This is a genomic window from Kribbella rubisoli (assembly GCF_004217145.1).
Taxonomy (GTDB): domain Bacteria; phylum Actinomycetota; class Actinomycetes; order Propionibacteriales; family Kribbellaceae; genus Kribbella; species Kribbella rubisoli.
The window spans coordinates 132,869-147,337 of record NZ_SHKR01000014.1 but is presented as its reverse complement, the minus strand read 5'-3'; the positions used below and the strand labels follow the sequence as shown (position 1 = coordinate 147,337).

Below are 14,469 nucleotides of genomic sequence, written 5' to 3'. Positions count from 1 at the left end.
CTATTTATAGGGAATTCTAAGGAACTTGCCATAGTCTAGTGAGATGGCGCAGGAGCTGTACTCGGTCGAGCAGGTGGCGAATCGGCTGGGGCTGCACGTTCGCACGATCCGGAACTACGTCCGCGACGGCCGCCTCAAGGCGGTGCGGATCGGCAAGCAGTACCGGATCACCCGCGAGGACCTCGAGGAGTTCACCGGCGCACCTACCGCCGTGGTCGACGTCGACCGGTCCGCCCGGCACGTCGAGGCGTCGAGCATCGTCCACATCGACGCCGTCGATCGCGCGACCGCGGACCGCATCACCACGCACATCCTCGGCGCGCTCAACCAGCCCGAGGCGGTCAACCTCAAGGCCGAGGCCATCTACGACGAGGACCGTGCCGTCCTCAAGGTCATCGTCCTCGGCAACCTTCCTGCCACCGCCGACCTGCTGCGGCTGATCAACCTGATGGCCGACCAGTAGCAGCTACACCGAGCGGGAGGTCGCCGCGATCGCCAAGTCCGTCAGGGCTTTCCGGCTCGCGTCGTCGGCAAGCGGCGCCTCGTCCAGAGCATCGAGGGCATCTTCGGTGCGGTTGGTGATCAGGTCCTCGCAGGCCCGGACGGCGCGGGAGTCCTGCAGGATCTCGCGCAGCAGCTGGATCTCGTCGTCGTCCAGATCCGGCCGCCCGAACAGCCGGTCGAACTCGGACAGCTGGACCTCGGACGCATGATCGATCGCGTAGGCGATCAGGACCGTGCGCTTGCCCTCGCGCAGATCGTCCCCGGCCGGCTTGCCGGTGACCGCCGGATCACCGAAGACTCCGAGCAGATCGTCCCGCAGTTGGAACGCCTCACCCAGCGGCAACCCGTAGCCCGACAACGCCGAGATCAACCGCGAGTCGGCGCCGGCCAGCGCGGCACCCACGTGGAGCGGGCGCTCGATCGTGTACGTCGCGGACTTGTACCGCAGGACTCGCAGGGCCAGATCCATGTCCGACTCGCCGCTCGCCTGCGCCAGCAGATCGAGGTATTGCCCGGCGGTCACCTCGACGCGCACCGCGTCGAAGTACTGCTCGGCCCGGGCCAGCGCCGCCGCGTCGAACCCTGACGTGTGCAGCAGCTCGTCGGCCCAGATCAGGCACAGATCCCCGAGCAGGATCGCCGCGCCGATCCCGAAACCGACCGGATCGCTGCCGTGGCCGCTCTTCTCGGCCCGCTCCCGTTGCAGCGCCTCGAACCGGCGATGAGCGGCCGGCGCACCCCGTCGTACGTCGGAGGAATCCATCACGTCGTCATGGACGAGCGCGCTGACGTGCAGCATCTCCAGGCTCGCCGCGGCGGTCAGGATCGGCAGCGCCGGATCACCGCCGGCGGCCCGGAAACCCCAGTAGCAGAAGGACGGACGCAGCCGCTTGCCGCCGCTGGTCGCGTCCCGTGCGGCCTGCACCTGCTCGGTCAGCTCCGGCCCGATCGCCGCCAGCCGCTCCTCCTGCCGGTCCAGGAACCCACTCAGCGCCAGCTGGATCCCGGCCGGAATATCCACATCGCCATCCACGTCTCGGAGCGTAGTCGGTAGGCAGACAGGGCTGACCACCGCGGGTAACCTGTGCGGCATGGCGAACGGGCTTCCTTCGACGCGTCCCGGCGGGGCGCCGACGATCCGCGAACTGCTTGCGTCCGGAGACCGGTCCTTCTCGTTCGAGTTCTTCCCACCGAAGACGCCCGAGGCGGAGGAGGTGCTCTGGCGGTCGATCCGTGAGATCGAGCAGCTGCACCCGACCTTCGTCTCGATCACGTACGGCGCCGGCGGGACGACCCGCGACGGCACGATCCGCGTCACCGAGCGGGTCGCCCAGGACACCTCGCTGACCCCGCTCGGTCACCTGACCTGCGTCTCGCACTCGCGGGACGAGCTGCGCTCGGTGATCGGTGCGTACGCCGGAGCCGGCGTCCGGAACATGCTCGCGCTGCGCGGCGACCCGCCCGGCGGGCCGAACCAGCCGTGGGTAGCGCACCCCGAAGGCCTCAACCACGCGGTCGAGCTGGTCGAGCTGATCCGTTCACTCGGCGACTTCAGCGTCGGCGTCGCGGCGTTCCCGGACAAGCACCCCGAAGCGACCTCGCTGGAGGCGGACGCCCAGGTGCTCGCCGCCAAGGCGCAGGCGGGTGCCGACTACGCCATCACCCAGATGTTCTTCGGCGCCGACGACTACTTCCGGCTGGTCGACCGCTCCGCCGCGCTCGGCTGCGACATGCCGGTGCTGCCGGGCATCATGCCGGTCACGAACATCAAGCAGATCCAGCGGATGGCCGAGCTCACCGGGATGGCGTTGCCCGAGGCCGTGACGTCGCGGCTGCTCGCGGTCGAGGACGAGCCGGCGGCGGTTCGCGAGGCCGGTATCGAAATCGCGACCGAGCTCTGCGAACGCCTGCTGGCCGGCGGAGCGCCGGGCATCCACTTCATCACGCTGAACAGGTCGACAGCGACCCGACAGGTCTTCCGCAACCTCAGCTCGACCGTCGTATCCTGACGCAATGGCTGACCCGTCGGACCTGTTGATCGACCGCACGCTCGTCCTGCTCCGGCACGCGAAGGCGGTGCCGCCCGAGTCGAGGCCGGATCTGCCCGACCTCGACCGGCCGCTCGCCGACCGCGGTCGCGCCGACGCCGCCGCGGCCGGCCGGCATCTCGTTGCCCAGGGCATCGAAGCGGACCTGGTCCTGTGCTCGCCGTCGAAGCGCACCCGCGAGACCTGGAAGTACGTCGCCGAGGCCGGCGTCAGCGCGGCCGACGCCTGGTACGACAAGCGGATCTACAGCGCCGACGCCGACGGGCTCCTCGACGTCATCCACGAGGCCCCGGCCGAGGCCCGCACCGTGATCGTCGTCGGCCATGCGCCCGGCATCCCGTGGCTCGCCGACGAGCTGGCGCTGGACGGCACCAGCCCGGAGCGCGTCGAGCTCACCCAGAAGTACCCGACGTCCGGTCTCACGATCCTGCACCTCACCTGCCGCTGGCCGGACCTCGCCGCAAACGAGGCCGACCTCGTGCAATACGTCGTACCGCGCGGCTAGCTGTCCTGGGGCAGCCAGTGCGTCGTGCTGTTGACCGTGATCAACCGCTGAGTGGCCCGGGTCAGTACGACGTACAGTGCGCGGACTCCGCCTAGTGTGTCGCTGACGATGCGGTCCGGCTCGACGACCACGACCGCGTCGTACTCGAGGCCCTTGGACTCCAGTGGGCTGAGTGCGACGACGCGTGGGTCGCCCAGCTCGGCCAGCACTTGGTCGACGGCAGGGCGCAGCTTCGGCGTCACGATGACGCCGACTGTTCCCTCGACCAGCTGGAGCAGCTCGGCGGCGGCGTCGGCGGCGGCCTCCGAGACCTTGCCGTCGTCGAAGATCCGGTGCTCCGGCTCCACTCCGGTACTGCGGACCGCGTTGGGCAGGTCTGCGTCGGGGATGGACTGCCTGATCACCTCACCGGCGAACGAGTAGATCTCGGCCGAGTTCCGGTAGTTGGTGGACAGCCGGAACGAGTGCCGCTGCAGGTGCGAGAGCATCGAGTCCATCGCGGCCCGTGCCTCGTCCGGGTCCGGCCAGGAGCTCTGCGCCGGGTCGCCGACGATCGTCCAGCTGGCCTGCGGTCCGCGGCGGGTGACCATCCGCCACTGCATGGGGGAGAGGTCCTGCGCCTCGTCCACCAGCACGTGCGCGTACTCCTCCGGCTCCTCCGCCTCACGGGCGGCAGCGGCCCTGGCGCGGCGCTCGGAGCTGGTCAGCACCTCGTTGACGCCGTCGCTCAGCCCCTCCAGCCAGTCGAACTCCTCATCGGTGTTCTCCTGCAGCGGTGGACGACCGAGGAACGCGCTCAGCTCGTCCAGCAAGGCCACGTCGGCGATGGTGAACTCATTCGTCGTACGGATCCCTCGGGCGAGCGCGTCGATCTCCGCCGGGGTCATGTCGTTCCGCGCCCAGCGCTGCAGCCGGCGTGGGTCACCGAGCCAGCGCAGCACGGACTCCGGCGTCACCACCGGCCACCACTGGCTGAAGAACGTCCGGAAAGCCGGAGTGTCGCCAACACGATCACCGAACGCCTCACGGTCGCCCAGCGGCCCGTTGCGCAGGTCCTCCGGGAACCGCTGCCACAGTGCGGCAATCAGGCCCTTCCGAGCCTCACCGGTTGCCTTGTTGCGAGCAGTCCGGCGCAGCGCGTTCCGGCGTACGTTGTCGAGCTGGTTGGCCTCCAGTTCGACCGTGGCGCCGCCGATGAACACGCGAAGGGTGGTCGGTGCATTCGGCACCCGGTCGCGGGCAGCACGCGACAGCACGGCGCGCATCCGCAGCGAGCCCTTGATCGCGGCCACGTCGGCCTCGTCGACCGCGGTGGCCTTCACACCGTCGACCAGCTCACCAACGGCTCGCAGCGAGACCGTGTTCTCACCAAGGCTCGGCAGAACCCGCTCGATGTACGCCATGAACGCAGCAGACGGCCCGACAACCAGTACGCCGCCGCGCTCGAAGCGCCTGCGGTCGCTGTAGAGCAGGTACGCCGCCCGGTGCAGAGCGACCACGGTCTTGCCCGTGCCCGGTCCGCCGCCGATGACGGTGACACCACGGGCTGGTGCGCGGATCGCCTCGTCCTGCTCGGCCTGGATCGTGGCGACGATGTCGCGCATCGTGTGACCACGGGCCCGCGACAGCGAGGCCATCAGCGCGCCCTCACCCATCACCGGCAGGTCCTCGGGCGCGCGCTCCGGCGCCAGCAGGTCGTCCTCGAGCCCGACGATCCGCGGGCCCTTGTTCCGCAGCACGCGGCGCCGGACGACCTTCAGGCGGTCCGTCGCGGTGGCCCGGTAGAACGGCTCGGCCGCGGGCGCACGCCAGTCGATCACGAGCGGCTCGTACTCCGCGTCGCGGACGCCGATCCGGCCGACGTACAGCTTGTCGAGGTCGGCCGCTGTTCCGGCGGGCGGCTCGTCGTCACCGTGGTCGGAATCGAGCCGGCCGAAAACCAGGCCCTCGTGCTCGGCGTCGAGCTCGGCGATCCGGCGGGCAGCGGCGAACACGAGCACGTCCCGCTCGTACAGGCCGGTCTGCTCTTCGTCGCGGACCCGGCCGACGTTCTGCGCCTGGCCACGCTGGTGGCCCTCGACCGCGATCCGGGATGCGGACCGCGCGGCCTCATCGACCCGGCCGTACACCCGGTCGATGTGTTGTTGCTCAGCCGCCAGCTCCGCCCGCTCCACGTTGTCAAAGTTGTCGTGATCGGCCGATGTGGGGGTTTGATCCACCGAGGTCCTCTCTACCGCCGGGCACCACCCCGACACAGAACACAGGAACAACCAATCTTAGTTTGTTCCCTTGTCCAACCCCACCGCGGCCTCAGGCCTTCCCGATGGCGTCGGCCACAATCGCGGCGCCGAGCGTGGTGGCGGGCACGCCGGAGCCCGGGTGTGCGCCGGCGCCGACGCAGTACAGGCCCTTCACCGGGGACACGTTCGAGGCGCGGCGGCGGGCGGTCCGGTAGCCCTCCCAGGCCACGCCGGCCCACCAGGACGGCGAGGTCTGCCGGGAGACCACGTTGTCCCGGACGGGCAGCCCGCGCGCGACCAGCAGGTCCAGTACGTCGTCGGTGGGATAGCCGTGGACCAGCACCGACCAGGCCTGGTGACCGGCCGGCGCCGTACCGCCGGTGCGGACCACGACCGTCGGTGTCCCATGCAGCACGGTCTCGAACGGCAGCTCCGGAACGGGATCCTTCAGGCCGAGGTGGACGACGTACGCCGCCTGGGCCTGGTGTGTCGCGAGGATCCGCTTGCGGACCTTCTTCGCCGCTGGATCGGCCACAAAGCTCTCGTAGAGCACCCGTGGGTCGACGTCACTCACTACGACGTCCGCTGCGAGCTCTGTGCCGTCAGTGAGCCGTACGCCGGTCACTGCGCCGCCGGTCGTCGTCACGGCGACCACCTCTGCGCTGGTGTGGACGGTGATCTTCCGCTCGCTCGCTCGTTGCACCAAAGCGTCGGCCAGGGCACCGAAGCCGCCTGCGATCGTCCAGCGGCCGAACGTGCGCTCCAAGTACGACCACACGCCGACGTACCCGGGCGTGAGAGTGGCGTCCGAACCGCCTTGGGCTGCGAAATGCCGCAGTACCGCACGGGCCCGCTCGTCGCTCAACTCGCGCTGTGCGACTTTCTCGAGCGACTGCCAGGGCTTGAGGGCTCGGATCGTCTTGATGGGCAGCTTGTCCTCGAGCGGTGGCTCCAGTGAGGTCTTCCGGAGGATCTGCCACGTGTCGCCGTACGAATCGACCAGTGCGGTCCACTGCTCGGCCACTGCCGCACCTGCGAGGTCGGTCCAGGCCTCCTCCTGCAGTCCGCGGTCGCTGATCGGCAGGTCGAGCACAGAGCCGTCAGTGAACATGTGGCGGCGTGGCTCGTTCACCGGCTCCAGCTGGACCAGGCTCTCGATCGGACGGCCGCTCTTGCGGAACAGGTCGCGCAGCGCAGCCGGCAGCGTCGTACTGGCTGCTCCGGCGTCCCAGGTGAAGCCGTCTGCTTCGACTCGGCCGAGCACTCCGCCGAGATGCTCGTTCTGCTCGCAGATGGTGACCTGGTGACCCAGCTTTGCCAGCCGCACTGCACTGGCCAGACCGGCCAGACCGGCCCCCACAACAATTACGTTCGCCATTACTTTTCTTCCCCCACCCCTCCACCCCGGTCAGGCAAGGCAGCACTGCTCCCAGTTGCAGGGGTACTTCGTCTCTCGCGCCAGGCCTTGAACCTGCGATACCCGCGCCGGATGAACCGGAACGCGAAATACACCCCGATCAGTCCGAGGATCAGCAGGACACTCGCGACGATCAGCGCGGCCTCCGGGTGGAAGGCGGCCAGCGTCACCACACTGGCGACCGCGACGTCCTCACCGGAGGACGCGGCGATGTTGGTGACCGGCTCGGGGGAGGTGTTGATCGCCAGCCGCAGACTGGCCTTCACCGTGTGCGAGAGCAGCGCCACCAGACCGCCTGTCGTCGCGATGATCGCCTGGTGCAGTGTGCTCGCCTCGCCGGACAGCATCGCGGCCAGGATCGCGCCGATCGTCGGCCGGATCACCGTCGAGATCGCGTCCCACGCGGAGTCGACGTACGGGATCTTGTCGGCGACGAACTCGAACGCGAAGAGAACACCCGCTGCGATCAGCACCGGTGTCGTGGTCAGGGCGTGCGGCACGTCGTCGGCGCCGGCGAACCGGCCCAGCAGACCGAGAATCAGCACGCAGACATAGGCATTCACGCCACTGGCCCAGCCAGTCGTGATCGCCAACGGCAGCGCTTCCACTGTCCTGCCCGCACCCTTTCCGGTAACCCTCAGTGGCCGTAGTTCACGACCCACGTTTTCGTCAGTATCGAACCCTCGTACGTGAGTTTTGGTTAACCGTTGACATCCGCGTCGCCTCGACTCACAGTGACTAGGCTGCCAGTCTGTGTGACCGGCACCCGCCCGAGGGGTTCAGGAGAACATCATGCTGCGTCGTCCGAAGATTCTTGCCGCACTCGCTGCGGTAGCGCTGCCGGCCGCCCTGGTCGGCGTGTCGTTGGGAGGTCCACCCGCCGAGGCGTCGCCTGCGCCTGCCAAGCCCGCACCGTCCGCCGTCGCCGCCACGGCGTACAGCGCGGCCGCTGCGAAGTACGGCGTACCGGAGTCCGTCCTGCTCGCGGTCTCGTACGCCGAGTCGCGCTGGGACGACCACGCCGGCGCGCCGAGCACGTCAGGCGGCTACGGCCCCATGCACCTCACCTCGCTGGGTGCGTCCGAGGTAGCCGACCTGTCCGGCAAGCAGAAGGTCGCCACCGCCGAGTCGCTGCAGACGCTGAAGAAGGCGTCCGAGCTGACCGGGCTGGACGCGTCCTCGCTGCGCACCGACGTCACCGCGAACATCAACGGCGGCGCCGCGGTGCTGGCGTCGTACCAGAAGTCGCTCGGCCTGCCGGTCGGCGCGACCACCTCACCGGCCGAGTGGTACGGCGCAGTGGCGTCGTACGCCGAGTCCGGCGACAAGGTCGGCGCTGCCGGGTTCGCCGACGACGTCTACTCGATCATGGCCAAAGGCGCCGCCCGTACGACGAACACCGGCCAGCAGATCGTAATGCCGGCCGTCGCGGTCAAGCCGGACAAGGCACAGGTCGGCAAGCTGCCGCTGCCGGCCGGAGTACAGCCGTCGAAGTCGGACGTGGAGTGCCCGCCGACGCTCGGCTGCGAGTGGCTGCCGGCGCCGTACTCGACCTTCGGTACGGCGGGTGACTACGGCAACCACGACCTCGCCAATCGGCCGAAGACCGGCAAGATCGACTACATCGTCATCCACGACACCGAGGGCACCTGGCAGGGCGTGCTGAACCTCGTGCAGGACCCGACGTACGTGAGCTGGAACTACACCATGCGGTCGTCCGACGGACACACCTGGCAGCACGTGAAGGCCAAGGACGTCGCCTGGCACGCCGGTAACTGGTACGTGAACATGCACAGCATCGGCATCGAGCACGAGGGCTTCGCACCGCAGGGCGCCACCTGGTTCACCGAGTCGCTGTACCGCAACTCGGCCAAGCTGGTGAAGTACCTGGCCGCGAAGAACAACATCCCGCTCGACCGCGCGCACATCATCGGCCACGACCAGGTGCCGGGCACGGTCCCGTCCACGGTCTCCGGCATGCACTGGGACCCGGGACCGTACTGGGACTGGGAGCACTACTTCGACCTGCTCGGTGCGCCGATCTACGGACACAAGGTCTTCCCGGTCCGCGCCGGTTCGATCGTGACGATCAAGCCGGGCTTCGCGAACAACATCCAGGTCGTGTCCAACTGCGACGCACCGAACACCACGTGCACGCCGCAGGGCACCAACTTCGTGTACCTGCGTCAGTCGCCGGACGACAACGCCCCGCTGGTCAAGGACATCGGACTGCACCCGAACGGGATCGATGGCACCACTGACGTGTCCGACATGGGCTCGCGGGCCGCAGCGGGTTCGCAGTACGTCGTGGCGCAGCGTCAGGGCGACTGGGTGGCGGTCTGGTACCTGGGTGCGCTGGGCTGGTTCAAGAGCCCGGCCAACGCACCGGATGCCTTCGCCAAGCCGGGTCTGGTCGTGAAGCCGAAGGCCGGTCTCGCGTCGGTGCCCGTCTACGGACGTGCGTACCCGGAGCAGTCGGCGTACCCGACCGGCATCCCGTACCAGACGGTGACGCCGTTGCAGTACTCGATCGCCGCGGGTCAGTCCTACCCGGTCGGTGACCTGAACATCGAGACGGACTACTACCGGGCCGTGACGTTCGACGGGCAGCCGCCGACCGACCACGTCCAGGTGCTCGGCAAGGACAAGTACTACCAGATCTGGTTCGGCCACCGGATGGCCTACGTACGGGCTGCCGACGTAGACGTCCGACCGGCGATCTAGTCTGTCGCACGTGATCGACGAAGCCGTCCAGCAACTGCTGGACGGCTTCGTCACGTCAGTACGAGAAGTTGCCGCAGTCGAGGCGGTCTGGCTGCACGGCTCACTGGCACTGGGGGACTACCAGTTGGGCCGCAGCGACCTGGACGTGATCGTCGTGACGTCGTCACCGCCTCCGCCCGCTGTCGCCGACGTCCACCGGCAACTGATCCGCAACTCACCACTGGCTGCAAAGCTGCATTGCTCCTACATGACGGACCTGGCCGACCTCTCCGTGCGGCATCCGACGTTTGCTCAGAAGCGGTACTTCGACCGCCCGGTGACTCCGGTGACTCGGCGAGAGCTTGCCATCGGCAACCGCACGCTGTTCGGTCCGACGCCCGCCGAGCTGTTGCCGGCGACAACCGACGAGGAGCTCTTCGCCTTCGTCCGGCGGGACCTGCGGGAGTTCTGGCTCCCGGCGACCCGCAAGCGCACCAACTGGTACGCCGACATCTGGGTCGACCTCAGCCTGCTCACGCTCGCCCGTGCCCACGTGACTCTGGCGACGGGCGACCTCATCACCAAGCGCGCCGCGCTCGACGTACTGCCCGGTCTCGGTGCTCCCGCGTCGGTGATCGACGACATCAGGGCACGCCGCTACGGACCAGCGCCTCGGACGTTGCCGTGGTGGCGGCACCGCCGAGGCGTGCTGACCCGGCGGTTTGTGAGTACGGCGATTCCCGCCGTACTCAGTTGACCGTGACGGGCCTGCCCTCGGTGAGCTTGAGCAGCTCGTCGTACGTCGTCGGGAAGACCGAGTGCGGGATTCCGGCGGCGGCCCAGATCACGTCGTACTGCTCGAGCGCGGCGTCGACGTACGTCGGGACGCGGCCCGGGTGCCCGACCGGGGCGACGCCGCCGATCGACTGACCGGTGTGCTCCTTCACGAACTCCGGGGTGGCTCGCTTCAGCTTGGCGATCCCGAGCTCGGCGGCGACCTTCGCGGTGTCCACGCGGTGCGCGCCCGAGGTGAGGATGAGAACCGGTGCACCGTCGCCGTTGAAGATCAGGCTGTTCGCGATCGCGCCGACCTCGCAGCCGAGCTCGGCCGCCGCGGCAGCCGCCGTCGGCACCGCCTCGTCCAGGATCACGATCTCGCCGGTGGCGCCTGCCGCCGCGAGCGCGTCGGCAACCTTCTGCACATTGGGATGACTGCTCACCCGACTGAGCTTATGCGAGCGTGGCCGCGCCGAACGACACGTTAAAGCGGTCGCACCAGATCACCATGCTGCGGAAGTCCCCGAGCTTCACTTCCGCCGGGATCGGATAGTTCTGATTGCCGTGGTTGCCCTTGAGGCTGCCCAGGCTCCGGTAAGCGCCGTCGTCGAAGATATGCCAACCCGCGCGGCCGGCGACCACCTCGGCATCGCTCAGCCACACCTTGAGGTCGGGGCCGTCGGAGGTGTCGAGGTTCTCGATCCGCAGCACCCGGCTGCCGTCCGGCAGGGCGAGCACGGCGACGGTGCCGGACGTCCGGTGTTCGTGAGTGATCAGCTTCCCGGTCAGGAGAACCTTCGGCCGGGGCTTGACAACCGGCGTCGGTTTTGCCGCGTGCGCAGAAACTGTCGGTGGCGTGGTCGACGATGAAGTCATGGAGATCGGAGCAGTGCCGGGCAGCGCCTCGTCGACGACCGTGTCGGTGAGCAGCCGCCACGGCTGGAAGAGCGGCAGCGCGACCGCCGCGACCGCGATGGCAACCGCCGCCGCGGTGATTCCTGCCGCCCGTCTCCGCATCGTTCGTCCTTCCGTCCCGGGCTTTCCAGTCTGGCGTCCGGCGACGTCGCGTGGCGACGCGCCGGAATTACGGGCCGTTGACGATTGTCGGCGGGCGACGATACGCTTCCAGTGTTCGAACAGATGTTCGATTACCTCGGCCCCGGTTTCGTCGGGAGGCCGGACCGGGGTGAGCCGGACAGCTGGACGGCTCCGGTGCGGAGTTGCGGCCGCATCGGAATCCGGTGGTCCCGGCGGGCCGGGCACCGGGGTGGACCTCGACCCCCACCCCGGGCTCACCCGCCGGGCCTCGGACCCGGCAGTGAAACAGGGACTGCCATCGATTACAGGCGGCGTACAGAGGAGGCGATGGGCCATGTGGGAGTTCGACGACGCAGTCGAGGTGCACTCGGTGTTCGTGGACGGCATCGAGACCCCGGACCAGTTCCTCTGGCGCGGCCGCCTCTGGCGGGTCACCGCACTCAGGTCCCAGTGGACCGAGACCGCCGTCTGGTGGGAGCGCGGCGTCATCGGCCCGGGGGCCATCCACGACCCGCGCGCCCAGCGCCCGGCGCAGTCCGACGTGTTGCCGGCCCGGATCGACGCGGCCATGGTCGCCGAAGCCTGCTCGGCCGCTGTCGGGGTGCTGGATGCCGACTGGGGACCGGAGCGCACGGTGTTCAGGGTGGAAGCCGGCTCCGGCCGGTATGGCCGCCGTGAGTTGTTCGATCTCGCCCACGACCCGGTCTCGGGTCGTTGGCAACTGGAGAGGGTGACCGACCGATGACTGTTTCACCGGTGTCGCCGGCAGCTGCCGGCGCGGCCAGCCGAGAGCTGTCCCGTGCCCGTGCCGCGCTGGTCGAGGCCACGGAGACCACTGACCACCTGATCCGCTACTCGAGCGCCCACGTCGCGGCGCTCCGGGTCGCGGCCGCGGTGCTCGCCGTCCGCGCTCGCCCGGTCCGCTCGGGCAGCCGCCGCCGGGTGCAGCGCAACGCCTGGGTGCTGCTGGCCGAGGTCGCGCCGGAGTTCGGCGAGTGGGCGACGTTCTTCGCCGCCGGTGCCTCCCAGCGTGCCGCCGCCGAGGCGGGCCTGGAGCGTGCCGTCACCACCCGCGAGGCCGACGATCTGGTCCGTGCGGTCGACACGTTCTACGGCCAGGTGGAGGCCAGCCTGCGACTGTCCACCACCCCGGTGCTCACGGCCACCACCGACCCGCAGTCCGTTCTGACCCAACCCTGGATGCAAGCCAGCTGACGAGTCTGGCGCTGAGGTACTTGAGGAGATCCCGACCGTGAACGAACAGCCGAGAGGCCTGGGCAAGGACCTGTGCGGTCGTGTGCACGCCCACACCGGCGCCGAGTGTTACCTGCCTGACACCCACTACCCGCGCCCCCACCACTCGCTGACCGATCAGACCTGGCATGACGGCCTGTGCACCCAGTGCGCCGGTTCCGGCATCCTGGACGACGCCCTGTGCGCAGCCTGCAACGGCACCGCCTTCGAGCCATTGACGCTTCCGGAGACGTACCAACCTGGCTGATCACCCATCCGCTGCTCCTCGCTGGCACCAGGAGGGAACTAAGGTCAGCCACGTGAGTGACCTTCCTGTTCTGGATGCTGAGGACCAGCGGGTGCTGGGGAGCTTGCTGGAGAAGCAGGCGACCGTGCCGGCGTCGTACCCGCTCACCGCTAACGCGCTGCGGACGGCGTGCAATCAGACCAGCAACCGGGATCCGGTCGTCGACTACGACCAGGGGACCGTTGAGCGGGTCGCGCGGTCGCTGCGGGATCGCGAGCTGCTGCGGATCGTCTGGGTCGACACCGGTCGCCGGACGCTGAAGTACCACCAGACCCTCGACGAGAAGCTCGAGCTCGCGCCGGACGAGCGAGCGCTGATCACGGTGTTGCTGCTGCGTGGTGCGCAGGCGCCTGGTGAGCTGCGGACGCGGACCGAGCGGATCCACAAGTTCGACGACCGGACCGACGTGGAGGCGTGCCTGCGGCGGATGGCCGCACGCCCCGAGCCGCTGGTGCGTGAGCTGGAGCGCCGCGCCGGTCAGCACGACCGCCGATGGATCCACCTCCTCGGCCCGGTGCCCGAAGAGGAAGCGATCGCTGTCGTCGAGTCGGTCGACCGCGACACGGTCATCGCCGACGGCACCGAAGCGCGTGACGCCCGGGTGCGTTCGTCGTACGACGCGGTGGCGACGGCGTACGCCGATGAGCTGCTCCACGAACTCGACGGGTTGCCCTTCGAGCGGTGGCTGCTCGACCGGGTCGTTGCCCAGGCCAACGGTCTCCCGGTGGTCGAGGTCGGCTCGGGGCCCGGGCACATCACGGCGTACCTGGCCGACTACGGCGTTGACGCAACCGGTGTCGACATCTCGCCGGAGATGGTCGCCGAGGCGCGGCGGCGCTTCCCGGATCGCATGTTCGAGGTCGGGGATCTCCGTCGGCTCGGCCGTCCGCCGACCAGCTCCGGTTGGGCCGCAGTGCTCGCCTGGTACTCGCTCATCCACCTCGCCGCGTCGGAGCTTCCGGAGGCGATCGCCGCCCTGACTCGTCCGCTCGATCCCGGCGGTTGGCTGGTGCTCGCACTCCACGCCGGCGCGGAGGTCCGCCACGTCGAGGAGTTCCTCGGCCATGAGGTCAACCTGGACTACGTCCTCTACGACCCGACCCAGGTCGTGAACATCGTCGAGGCCGCCGGCCTGACGGACGTCGAGTGGTACCTCCGCGGCCCGATCGCCGCCCGCGCCGAAACCACCCGCCGCCTGTACGTCATCGCCCGTAGGCCGTCGTAACAAGCCCTGTGCTCGCGTCAGGCCTTCGCGTACGTCTCCGCCGCGAGTGACTCGAACTCCAGGGCGACCGCAGGCCCGTTGCCGACGACCCAGGCGTCGTGTCCCGGCTCGATGACGTACGCCGTGCCTGGCACCAACTGCGCCTTGGTGCCGTCGTTGTGCACGATCTCCATCTCGCCGGAAAGCAGCGCCCCCACATGGCGGACCTGACAGGCCTCGCCACCGACGACGGGCTGGATGCACTCGGACCAGCGCCAGCCCGGTTGTACGGTGAGCCGGGCGACGCTGGCGCCCGGCAACTTCACGACGTCGACTGTCGTCTTGTCCGGCGAACGTCGTTCGTCAGGCTCGTCGAATGACTTGCTGAAGATGGCCATGATCCCTCCCTGGTGATCGGCTCTCCCTTCCATTCACCATTGCTCCGCTACCCGGCAGGCGATAGGTGTCAGAACTTATGGACTGCTTACGACGG

Annotated in this window: 16 protein-coding genes; 9 read left to right on the top strand and 7 right to left on the bottom strand. The window is 69.0% G+C overall.

Annotated elements, in window-relative coordinates; translation table 11 throughout:
• The first annotated feature begins 43 nt into the window (after nucleotides 1-43).
• Nucleotides 44-463 carry a helix-turn-helix domain-containing protein gene (locus EV645_RS26295; RefSeq protein ID WP_130446690.1) on the top strand — a complete coding sequence of 140 codons (420 nt, stop codon included), beginning with the start codon at nucleotides 44-46 and terminating at the stop codon, nucleotides 461-463.
• Nucleotides 464-466: 3 nt separating this feature from the next.
• On the opposite strand, the gene EV645_RS26290 is transcribed toward EV645_RS26295, so the two are convergent.
• On the bottom strand, nucleotides 467-1,537 hold the full coding sequence (locus EV645_RS26290; protein ID WP_242000667.1) for a polyprenyl synthetase family protein: 1,071 nt from the start codon (nucleotides 1,535-1,537) through the stop codon (nucleotides 467-469).
• A 58-nt stretch (nucleotides 1,538-1,595) separates the two neighbouring features.
• Between EV645_RS26290 and metF the strand changes: the two genes are divergently transcribed.
• Entirely contained in the window at nucleotides 1,596-2,513 is a 918-nt protein-coding gene (gene metF, locus EV645_RS26285; RefSeq protein ID WP_130446688.1) for a methylenetetrahydrofolate reductase [NAD(P)H], read from the top strand.
• Between the two features lie 4 nt (nucleotides 2,514-2,517).
• Entirely contained in the window at nucleotides 2,518-3,057 is a 540-nt protein-coding gene (locus EV645_RS26280; RefSeq protein ID WP_130446687.1) for a SixA phosphatase family protein, read from the top strand.
• Here EV645_RS26280 and EV645_RS26275 read toward each other — a convergent pair.
• From EV645_RS26275 to EV645_RS26265, 3 genes are all read right to left on the bottom strand, one after another.
• Nucleotides 3,054-5,276: a HelD family protein gene (locus EV645_RS26275; RefSeq protein ID WP_130446686.1), complete on the bottom strand. Its 2,223-nt coding sequence runs from the start codon at nucleotides 5,274-5,276 to the stop codon at nucleotides 3,054-3,056. The genes EV645_RS26280 and EV645_RS26275 overlap by 4 nt on opposite strands.
• A 91-nt stretch (nucleotides 5,277-5,367) precedes the next feature.
• Nucleotides 5,368-6,675, bottom strand: coding sequence for a phytoene desaturase family protein (locus EV645_RS26270; RefSeq protein ID WP_130446685.1), 1,308 nt, complete (start codon nucleotides 6,673-6,675; stop codon nucleotides 5,368-5,370).
• Entirely contained in the window at nucleotides 6,675-7,322 is a 648-nt protein-coding gene (locus EV645_RS26265; RefSeq protein WP_130446684.1) for a DUF4126 domain-containing protein, read from the bottom strand. Before EV645_RS26265 ends, EV645_RS26270 begins: the two co-directional genes overlap by 1 nt.
• Before the next feature lie 184 nt (nucleotides 7,323-7,506).
• Between EV645_RS26265 and EV645_RS26260 the strand changes: the two genes are divergently transcribed.
• Together EV645_RS26260 and EV645_RS26255 are read left to right on the top strand one after the other, a co-directional pair.
• Nucleotides 7,507-9,438, top strand: coding sequence for an N-acetylmuramoyl-L-alanine amidase (locus EV645_RS26260; protein ID WP_130446683.1), 1,932 nt, complete (start codon nucleotides 7,507-7,509; stop codon nucleotides 9,436-9,438).
• Nucleotides 9,439-9,448: 10 nt separating this feature from the next.
• On the top strand, nucleotides 9,449-10,174 hold the full coding sequence (locus EV645_RS26255) for a nucleotidyltransferase domain-containing protein (RefSeq protein ID WP_130446682.1): 726 nt from the start codon (nucleotides 9,449-9,451) through the stop codon (nucleotides 10,172-10,174).
• Here the strand turns inward: EV645_RS26255 and EV645_RS26250 are convergent.
• Nucleotides 10,167-10,637: a YbaK/EbsC family protein gene (locus tag EV645_RS26250; protein ID WP_130446681.1), complete on the bottom strand. Its 471-nt coding sequence runs from the start codon at nucleotides 10,635-10,637 to the stop codon at nucleotides 10,167-10,169. The genes EV645_RS26255 and EV645_RS26250 overlap by 8 nt on opposite strands.
• Nucleotides 10,638-10,647: 10 nt before the next feature.
• On the bottom strand, nucleotides 10,648-11,457 hold the full coding sequence (locus EV645_RS26245; protein ID WP_242000666.1) for a DM13 domain-containing protein: 810 nt from the start codon (nucleotides 11,455-11,457) through the stop codon (nucleotides 10,648-10,650).
• Nucleotides 11,458-11,566: 109 nt separating this feature from the next.
• Here EV645_RS26245 and EV645_RS26240 point away from each other — a divergent pair, with 109 nt between their 5' ends.
• The 4 genes from EV645_RS26240 to EV645_RS26225 are packed head-to-tail and all read left to right on the top strand — an operon-like array spanning nucleotide 11,567 to nucleotide 13,997.
• Nucleotides 11,567-11,977 carry a DUF6504 family protein gene (locus EV645_RS26240; RefSeq protein ID WP_130446680.1) on the top strand — a complete coding sequence of 137 codons (411 nt, stop codon included), beginning with the start codon at nucleotides 11,567-11,569 and terminating at the stop codon, nucleotides 11,975-11,977.
• Nucleotides 11,974-12,447 (top strand): SAV_6107 family HEPN domain-containing protein, encoded by a 474-nt coding sequence (locus EV645_RS26235; RefSeq protein ID WP_130446679.1) that lies wholly within the window; start codon nucleotides 11,974-11,976, stop codon nucleotides 12,445-12,447. The genes EV645_RS26240 and EV645_RS26235 overlap by 4 nt, the downstream gene beginning before the upstream one ends.
• Nucleotides 12,448-12,484: 37 nt before the next feature.
• Complete coding sequence (locus EV645_RS26230) at nucleotides 12,485-12,733, top strand: hypothetical protein (protein WP_130446678.1); 249 nt, start codon at nucleotides 12,485-12,487, stop codon at nucleotides 12,731-12,733.
• Nucleotides 12,734-12,785: 52 nt separating this feature from the next.
• The gene (locus EV645_RS26225; RefSeq protein WP_198681867.1) at nucleotides 12,786-13,997 is read left to right on the top strand and encodes a DUF480 domain-containing protein; all 1,212 of its coding nucleotides are present in this window, start codon (nucleotides 12,786-12,788) and stop codon (nucleotides 13,995-13,997) included.
• A gap of 17 nt (nucleotides 13,998-14,014) precedes the next feature.
• Here EV645_RS26225 and EV645_RS26220 read toward each other — a convergent pair whose 3' ends face one another.
• Complete coding sequence (locus EV645_RS26220) at nucleotides 14,015-14,374, bottom strand: cupin domain-containing protein (RefSeq protein ID WP_130446677.1); 360 nt, start codon at nucleotides 14,372-14,374, stop codon at nucleotides 14,015-14,017.
• Nucleotides 14,375-14,469: the final 95 nt, after the last annotated feature.

What these genes read in the sequence shown, in the direction of transcription:
- EV645_RS26295 (WP_130446690.1), top strand. Translation starts at nt 44, where the DNA reads ATGGCGCAGGAGCTGTACTCGGTCGAGCAGGTGGCGAATCGGCTGGGG.
- metF (WP_130446688.1), top strand. Translation starts at nt 1,596, where the DNA reads ATGGCGAACGGGCTTCCTTCGACGCGTCCCGGCGGGGCGCCGACGATC.
- EV645_RS26280 (WP_130446687.1), top strand. Translation starts at nt 2,518, where the DNA reads ATGGCTGACCCGTCGGACCTGTTGATCGACCGCACGCTCGTCCTGCTC.
- EV645_RS26270 (WP_130446685.1), bottom strand. Translation starts at nt 6,675, where the DNA reads ATGGCGAACGTAATTGTTGTGGGGGCCGGTCTGGCCGGTCTGGCCAGT.
- EV645_RS26260 (WP_130446683.1), top strand. Translation starts at nt 7,507, where the DNA reads ATGCTGCGTCGTCCGAAGATTCTTGCCGCACTCGCTGCGGTAGCGCTG.
- EV645_RS26240 (WP_130446680.1), top strand. Translation starts at nt 11,567, where the DNA reads ATGTGGGAGTTCGACGACGCAGTCGAGGTGCACTCGGTGTTCGTGGAC.
- EV645_RS26235 (WP_130446679.1), top strand. Translation starts at nt 11,974, where the DNA reads ATGACTGTTTCACCGGTGTCGCCGGCAGCTGCCGGCGCGGCCAGCCGA.
- EV645_RS26220 (WP_130446677.1), bottom strand. Translation starts at nt 14,374, where the DNA reads ATGGCCATCTTCAGCAAGTCATTCGACGAGCCTGACGAACGACGTTCG.